This is a genomic window from Cereibacter ovatus (assembly GCF_900207575.1).
Taxonomy (GTDB): domain Bacteria; phylum Pseudomonadota; class Alphaproteobacteria; order Rhodobacterales; family Rhodobacteraceae; genus Cereibacter_A; species Cereibacter_A ovatus.
The window spans coordinates 73715-81255 of sequence record NZ_OAOQ01000014.1; the positions used below are offsets into that span (position 1 = coordinate 73715).

At 60.6% G+C, this 7541-nt stretch carries 5 protein-coding genes; 4 read left to right on the forward strand and 1 reads right to left on the reverse strand.

Translation table 11 applies throughout. The features are described from left to right. Entirely contained in the window at nt 1-666 is a 666-nt protein-coding gene (locus tag CRO07_RS13695; protein WP_097031242.1) for a hypothetical protein, read from the reverse strand. Nucleotides 667-847: 181 nt separating this feature from the next. Between CRO07_RS13695 and CRO07_RS13700 the strand changes: the two genes are divergently transcribed. From CRO07_RS13700 to CRO07_RS13715, 4 genes are all read left to right on the forward strand, one after another. Next, nucleotides 848-1951 carry a site-specific integrase gene (locus CRO07_RS13700; protein ID WP_097031243.1) on the forward strand — a complete coding sequence of 368 codons (1104 nt, stop codon included), beginning with the start codon at nt 848-850 and terminating at the stop codon, nt 1949-1951. Between the two features lie 56 nt (nt 1952-2007). Then, on the forward strand, nt 2008-2616 hold the full coding sequence (locus CRO07_RS13705) for a hypothetical protein (protein ID WP_097031244.1): 609 nt from the start codon (nt 2008-2010) through the stop codon (nt 2614-2616). Nucleotides 2617-3069: 453 nt separating this feature from the next. Further along, nucleotides 3070-5838, forward strand: coding sequence for an McrB family protein (locus tag CRO07_RS13710; RefSeq protein ID WP_097031245.1), 2769 nt, complete (start codon nt 3070-3072; stop codon nt 5836-5838). Beyond that, the gene (locus CRO07_RS13715) at nt 5838-7154 is read left to right on the forward strand and encodes an McrC family protein (RefSeq protein ID WP_097031246.1); all 1317 of its coding nucleotides are present in this window, start codon (nt 5838-5840) and stop codon (nt 7152-7154) included. The genes CRO07_RS13710 and CRO07_RS13715 overlap by 1 nt, the downstream gene beginning before the upstream one ends. The last annotated feature ends 387 nt before the right edge of the window (nt 7155-7541 follow it).

Genomic DNA, 7541 nt, shown 5'->3' on the forward strand with positions numbered 1-7541 from the left:
CTAGGTGCGGATCAGCGCGCCCAGCGCGTTGATCGTTCTGTAGCCGACGGCGAAGGTGATCATGGCATCTCCGCCGACACTGAAATCCTCTTGTTCCCTTTGCTCCCGCTCGGGACCTTCCGGCAATTCGAACTGGGCCAGAAGCGCAAGTTGTGGGTAGCCAAGGCCCGCATTGTCGTTCTGGAAAGCGATCTTCCCTGTCAGAAATCGCCGCTCGATCTCGACGCGCAGATATGGATCGCGCATTCCCGCCATGGCTTGGGTCAGGGTGCCGAGACGAACCCCTTCAATCAGGGAAGCCACGGTTTCCCCGAAGCTCTGCTCTTCGTTCCCATCAGGCATTAGGATGTCGAGGATGGCTTCGGGAAGATCGGCCCAGCCCTCACGCTTTTCGGCTGGCAGCCCAAGTTTCGTGTCGATTTCCTCCATCACCAGCGGCCAGTATGCTTCGACGGCACTGGCAGCGTCCTTGACCTGATCGGCCGCCATGATCGCGATCAGCAGCCGCGCGCAGTCCGTCGCGGTCATCTGCGCTGCGCCCGGTCCTCTTCCCCCCGACGAGATCAGTTTGGCCTCACGCAGGTGCCGCGCATACATCGCCACCGTCTGCTCCGGCATTGGCAGAACCTGTGCCAGTGTGGGGATGAGATCGCTCAGCTTGGCCATCAGCGCAGATGTCTCCTCGGGGTGTTTCGGACCATAACTCCAAAACTACTGGCGCACAAGATGGTTTCAGAGTAAAAGTCCAAAACAGGTATCCGGCCCGGTCTTTCCCCTCGCCAACTCGGCAGACCCATGGCAACACCGCAGGCTGACCGGATCAACCCATTGTTAGAGCGAGGAAATCATGGCCACGATCCGCAAACGCACGCTGCCCTCGGGCCTGGTTCGGTGGCAGGTGGATTTCACCGACCAAGCGGGCAAGCGGCGGTCAAAGCTGTTCCCGCGCCGCAAGGACGCCGACGTCTATCTGGTCAAGGTCCGCTCGCTGGTCGCCAACCACACCTACCTGGCCGACAGCGACAGCACGACAGTGGCCGATGCCGCGAAGGCGTGGCTCGACCATTGCGAGGTGCGCTGCAAGACGGGGCGGCGGATGGAGCGGTCCACCCTGCGCGGTTACAGCGACTATGTGCGCCTGCACATCACCGCGCCCGACATCGGTATCGGGGACAAGCTGATCGCCCAACTGACTCGCCGCCACGTCAACGAGTTCCGCGACCGCATGCTGCTGAACGGCCGGTCCGAGCATCTGACCCGGCGCGCGCTGTCGGTGCTGAAGCTGTTGCTCGACCACGCCATCGATAATGGCCAGTTGTTCACCAACGCCGCCCAAGGGGTGCGGGTGATCAAGTCCAGCCGGATCGAACACAAAGCCCCGGTGCCGACCAAGGAAGCGATCCGCGCCCTCATCGAGGCGGCCGACGAGGATTTCAAACCGCATCTGATCGTGTCGGCGCTGGGCGGCTTGCGCGCCTCCGAACTGCGGGGTCTTCGCTGGACCGATGTGGATTTCGACAAGGGCTTCCTGCACATCCGCCAGCGCGCCGACGCCTACAACCAGATGGGCGAGCCGAAATCGCGAGCAGGTTTCCGTGACATCCCGGCCGGGCCCATGGTGCTGAACGCCCTGCGCCGCTGGAAACTGCGCTGCCCGAAGAACGCCCTCGACCTCGTTTTCCCCGCGCCGCAGGGCGGGATCCTCCAGCACACCAAGACCCAAGCCCGGTTCCGCAAGCTGCTGGATAAGGTCGAGGTCACGATGCGCTGGCACGACCTGCGCCACTTCGCCGTGTCGCTGTGGATCGAGCAGGGCTTCTCGATCAAGGAGGTGATGACCTTCGCGGGCCACTCCTCCATCCAGATGACCATGGAACGCTACGGCCACCTGTTCCCGTCACCCGACCACCAGAAGGCCATGGCGATGGTGGAGGCGAAGCTGCTGGGGTGACAGGGGAGAATACGCAAGGTATCCATTGGGTTAAAGTCCTTTGGAAATCGCCTGACATGAACATTGCACCCGATGCGCCCGATGAAAACGAAGAGGACGTGGTCCTGACCCGCGAGGAACCTGCTGGCGACTCCGGATTCATCAAGTTCTATGGGCTGTATTGGCGGAAAGATCTGATCGAATGGAACGCGCGGCAACTTCTCGGCCAGCCGGGAGGCTGGATGGGGAAGGGGAAGGTTGCTGCGAACTTTGACAGACGGAAGCTCCAGATGAATTTCTGGGGTCAGAAAGGGGTCTATGTACTCTACGACGACTCCTTGCATCCAGTTTATGCCGGCCAGGCAGGATTGACCCGGCGCGATTCAGCGGGCGGTCAGGCGATTGGCGACCGTCTCAACATGCATCGGCAGGGCGTGTATCGGAACGGCTGGAGCCTGTTTTCGTGGTTCGGCTTCATGGAAGTCGACAAGTTCAACCTGAAGACCGAGAAGGATGAAGCGCGACGACTGTCGCCAAGGTGGGAGTTCAAGGCGCAAGGGGAAAGCAATCTGAACTTGCTGCTCGCCTCCTTCGAAGCGATCTTGATCGAAGGGTTCGCGCCACGGTTCAATGCACGCGGCGGAGATTTGAAGAAGGCGGTCTTAGTGAACCAGTTCGAGAACTGAGCGCGGTCTGATTCCCGTTTCGTCCCAATGGTTTGCGGCTGCTCCGTGCGACACGACGCCGACGTTGCGACCTCGAAAATCGTCTAACAAACGGAAATCACGGGCTTATTTTAGAGGGATGGGTAGCCCTCATAACCTGAAGGCCGCAGGTTCAAATCCTGCCCCCGCAACCAAAATACTTAAATATATCAGAGCCTTGCGCAGCGCCCTCCGGGGCGCTTTCTGCATTCGCGCACCCAACATCAACGCCACATCAACACCCAGCCAGAAAAACCGCGCTAGCACGCATAAGCGCGCAGTCGCAGGCAATGGCGGGCAACTCGCAGTTGCGCACCTCCTTGCTTCCCGCCATCATCGGCCCGTAGTTCCAGACGGTGAATTGACGACGACGGATTTTGCCCTCGGCTTCCTGACCTTGGAACGTCACCATTCGGCGAGGCAGGCGGCGGTACGATGCAACAGGACGAATTCCGGAAGTGGCTTGTCGCTCAGGGCCAGACGGAGGCAACTGCCTCGTCTCGGGCGAGCAGCGCCAGGCGCGTTGAACAGTATCTGGGCGATCTGGACGAGTTGTTCGCGCAAGAGGATCGGGACAGCGTCCTTAACCGTTTTGCCTACACCGCCGAGGATGAACGGGCAGAACGTCCCAATCCCTCGCCTGTCCCGATCGACGGTGTATTGCGCACGGGTCTTGCCAGCCTCCAACAAGCCCTGAAGCTGTACCATTCCTTCCTGACCGAACAATCCAATGTGCCTGACAAGGCCGAACATCAGGCATTGGTCGACCGCCTCACCCGCAAGGAAATCGAGGCGGCGATGCAGGAATGCGATCAACTTGGTCTGAAGGCGTTCCTCGCCCGTGGTGGCTTTGCCAGCCCGCAGGTCTGGGTCAGCGATGAAGGCAAGGATCAGACCTATCCCGCGAAGGCCACCGTCGCAGCAGCTTTGGGGCATCTTCCCGATGGCCGCGCCCTCGCAGCGAAGGAATTCTTCAACGGCTTCGGAGAGGCGCAATCATTCGCCAAACTTGAGGCTCTCGGGTTCCAGATCATTCGCAAGGGGACCAATGGCAAGGATGACGCCTTCACTCGCGAGAGGATCGAGGGTGCGATGGACGCCTACGAAGAGTTCCGCAGGTCAGGTGCACATGCCGATGCGTTCTCGAGTTTCGGCGAGCCGAAGGATTTTTGGGTGCGGTCCAGCCGCCCGCGCCAGGACAAGCGCTTCCCGACGAAGCCAATTGTCGGGTACCTCTTGGGCAAGGCGTCGAACACATTCAATGGCGGGTGGAGCCAACCGGGCGACGCAGCCGCAAGACTGCATGCGGCGGGCTACGTCATCGTCGATCAGCATGACACGCCGCTGCCGCTGCCCGACCAACACACCCATCTGATGCGCGGGGCGGAACGCGCGCGGCTCGTCGCCCTGAATTACTTCATCGAGCCTGCTCGGGAAGCCGGGCTGTCTGCGGTTACGATCCGCGCCGGAGATCTGCATGACATGTCGGGCCTTGTGAAGAACTGGGCGAATGTCTGTCAGGCGCTCGAAGGCGAATTGTTTCAGAAGCTTGCCTCTGTCCTGGCGCCCACGCGCTCCGGACCGGAGCGCAGTACAACGACCGAATACACCTTCGTCCTGGCACAGGACGGGGCTTCGAAGGACGAGATCATGCCACACGCCGTTCAGACTGCGACCACCAACCTGATCCTCTACGGACCTCCAGGCACCGGCAAAACCTACCAGACTGCGTGGGAGGCGGTTCGCCTCTGTTTGGGCGACGCAGTTGCTGCTGATCTCTCCGGCGAGAACAACCGTGATCGGTTGATGGCGGAATACCGGCGCTTGATGACGGAGAAGCGGATCGAGTTCGTAACCTTCCACCAGTCGATGTCCTACGAGGAATTCGTCGAGGGGCTGAGGCCGAATACCGGCCAAGATGGGCCGGATGCGGTGCCTGACTCCACAGCCAATGCGGCCGGATTCCGCTTAAAGGACGAGCCCGGGATATTCCGGACAATTTGCGCGCGGGCTGAGCGGGACTCCGGAGAGAACGCGGACGCAAACCGGCTTGATCGTTCGCGGCGCATCATTCGACTCGGACTTACAGGGACTAACTGGCGAGAGAAACTCGACCGGGCCATTCGCGAGGAAACAGTCGAGTGGCCCCATGGCGGTGATGTGGACTGGTCACCTCCCGAGTACGACAGTTGGGATGCTGTTAAGGCGAAACGACAGGAGGAGGAGCCCGAGATCATCGGGAACCATCCGACAGTTTATGGGACGTGGTTGTTTCGTGGCGCAGAACCCGGTGACTACGTGGCACTCACCGTAGGAAAGGGGAGGATCGTCGCGGTCGGAAAGCTGAAAGGCGAATATCAGTTCACATTGGGCGTTTCTGGTCAGCCGCCTCGCCACTCGCGTGCCGTGGAATGGCTGTGGCACAGCATAGAGGGTGTGAGTCGCGCCGGGATCTACGGTAAAGATTTCACTTCCTTTCATACGGCCTATCCATTGCTCGAGGATCAACTGACATGGGACGTACTGGACACCGTGATATTCGGCCCGAAGGCTATGCCGCAACTTGAAGTGGCGCGGCCCTTCGTCCTGATCATCGACGAAATCAACCGCGCCAATATCTCGAAGGTCTTTGGCGAACTGATCACGCTCCTGGAACCGGACAAACGCCTCGGGCGGCGCGACGAAATCCAGCTGACCTTGCCCTATTCGAAGAAGCGCTTCGGGGTGCCGCCCAACCTGCATATCATCGGCACGATGAACACGGCCGACCGTTCGATTGCGCTGCTGGATACCGCCCTGCGCCGTCGGTTCACCTTCAAGGAACTGATGCCGGATCCGGACATTCTTTCGCCGAACGTCGGCGGGATCAATCTGCGCGAGTTGTTGAAGACGATCAACGAACGCATCGAGTATCTCTTCGACCGTGAACACCAGATCGGGCACGCCTATTTCAGCGGATGCAAGTCTGCGGAAGAAGTCGAGGACGTGATGCGGCACAAGGTCATTCCGCTGTTGGCGGAGTACTTTTACGAGGAATGGACAAAGGTGGCCGCTGTTCTAGGTGATTCACCAAATGCGAAAGCGGCTAGATTTCTAGAAGTCATCCCATGGAATAAGTCTGTCATGATTGGCGACGATTTCACCGGTGAAAAACTGCGCTGGCGCGTGAAGGACGCATTCGACTTCTCCGAGTTCAAAGCCTGATGCCCCCCTGGTCGGTTCGCGAATGGGAGGCCGTGCCCTATGGCGATGAGGAGGGATGCATTCCAACGCATCTTGCCCAGCGACTTTTTGCACTGGCCAAGGCATCCCCCTTCGCCGGGCGTGGCGGCGGTGGTGTGCTGAAACGTGAGGATGATCGGATAAAGGCGCAGGGCGTGGTCGGCGTTCTGGCGGTGCCGGGCTGCACGCTGGAAATCCTGCCGAAGATCGATGTCGGCGAAAAGGAAGGATCGGCACAAGAGACGCGCGAAATCCGCAAGCGCCTTGTCCACATGCTGGCGGTGGCTCTCGACCTGAAGATACAGACCGGGCGCATGACCGACCTCGACTGGCAGCGCGAAACGCTGCTGGAAATCCTGATCCGCATCTTTTGCAACAAGCTGACCGAGGCGGTGCGACGGGGCATGCCGCGGCGCTACACCCTGCACGATGATGACCTGCCGACCTTGCGGGGATCGCTGGATATCCCGCGCCAGTTTACCCGCCATCTCGCAAACCCGGGCCGTCTCGCGTGCCGCTATGACGAGTTGTCCGAGGATATCGCCCTCAACCGCATCATGAAGGCGACCATCGCGCATCTGGCGGGCATGTCGCGCAACGCGACGAACGTCCAGCGCCTGCGGGAACTGGCCTTCGTCTATGCCGAGGTTGCGGAAGTGCAGCTCCCGGCCCTGCGGTGGGACGATGTTGTCATCGACCGCACCAACAGTGCTTGGCAGGAACTCTTTGGAATGGCGCAGCTGTTCCTGCGCAACCGGTACCAAACGACCAGTGCTGGGTCGGGGCAGGGATCGGCCCTGCTCTTCGAGATGAATGCCCTGTTCGAGGAGTACATCGGCCGTCTGGTGACGCGGGCGCTGGCGGGGTCCGAATTCCGCGTGACCCTGCAGGGTGGCCGCCTATTTTGTCTGACGTCGGTCGATGACGAACGTGCGGTTTTCCAGACCAAGCCCGACATCCTCATCAAGCTTGGCGATCAGGTTGCCCATGTGATCGACACCAAATGGAAGCGGATTTCCGACCGGATCGACGATCCGAAACAGGGGGTCTCCCAGGCGGACGTCTACCAGATGATGGCCTACGCCCACCTCTATAAGGCCCCGCGCCTGACGCTGCTTTATCCCCACCATGCGGGTTTGGGTGACGAGGAAGGGATCCGCGCGCGGTTCCGTGTGACGGGTCAGGAAACGCTTCTGGAAACGGCGAGCTTTGACATCTCCACCGGTACCGAACTGGTGGACCGCATTCGTGCTCGGATACTCACTGGCCTCGAAGAAATGTCCCCCTCAATCCCGTGAGGGCGAACGGCCAGCCCCTGCGAGGTGCACAATTGTGCCCATCACTCCGTGAGACAAGCAGGGCAGCACCTGACATCATCAACTCGCAGCGAATCCCTGCTGCTCGTTGACATCGTGAATCCATGAACCGGGCCGGGCGATGCGCCGCGGTCGAGGCGTCTGGCGCTTGCCTCGTGGCAGGCTTCGCCCGGCTCGGATTTCACCTGCACGCCCGTGCCTGATCGCGCAACACGGCGTAATCGCCGAGCATCCGGACGATGACAGCCTCTCCCGGCAAAGCCTCGACCTCATCGTAAGCGTCGCCTGAACCCCACCTTCCTGGCTTGGTCGTAATCGGCTGATTGGAGCCTGATGTTGATCAGGACGGAGTTTCTCCATGGAGGCTGG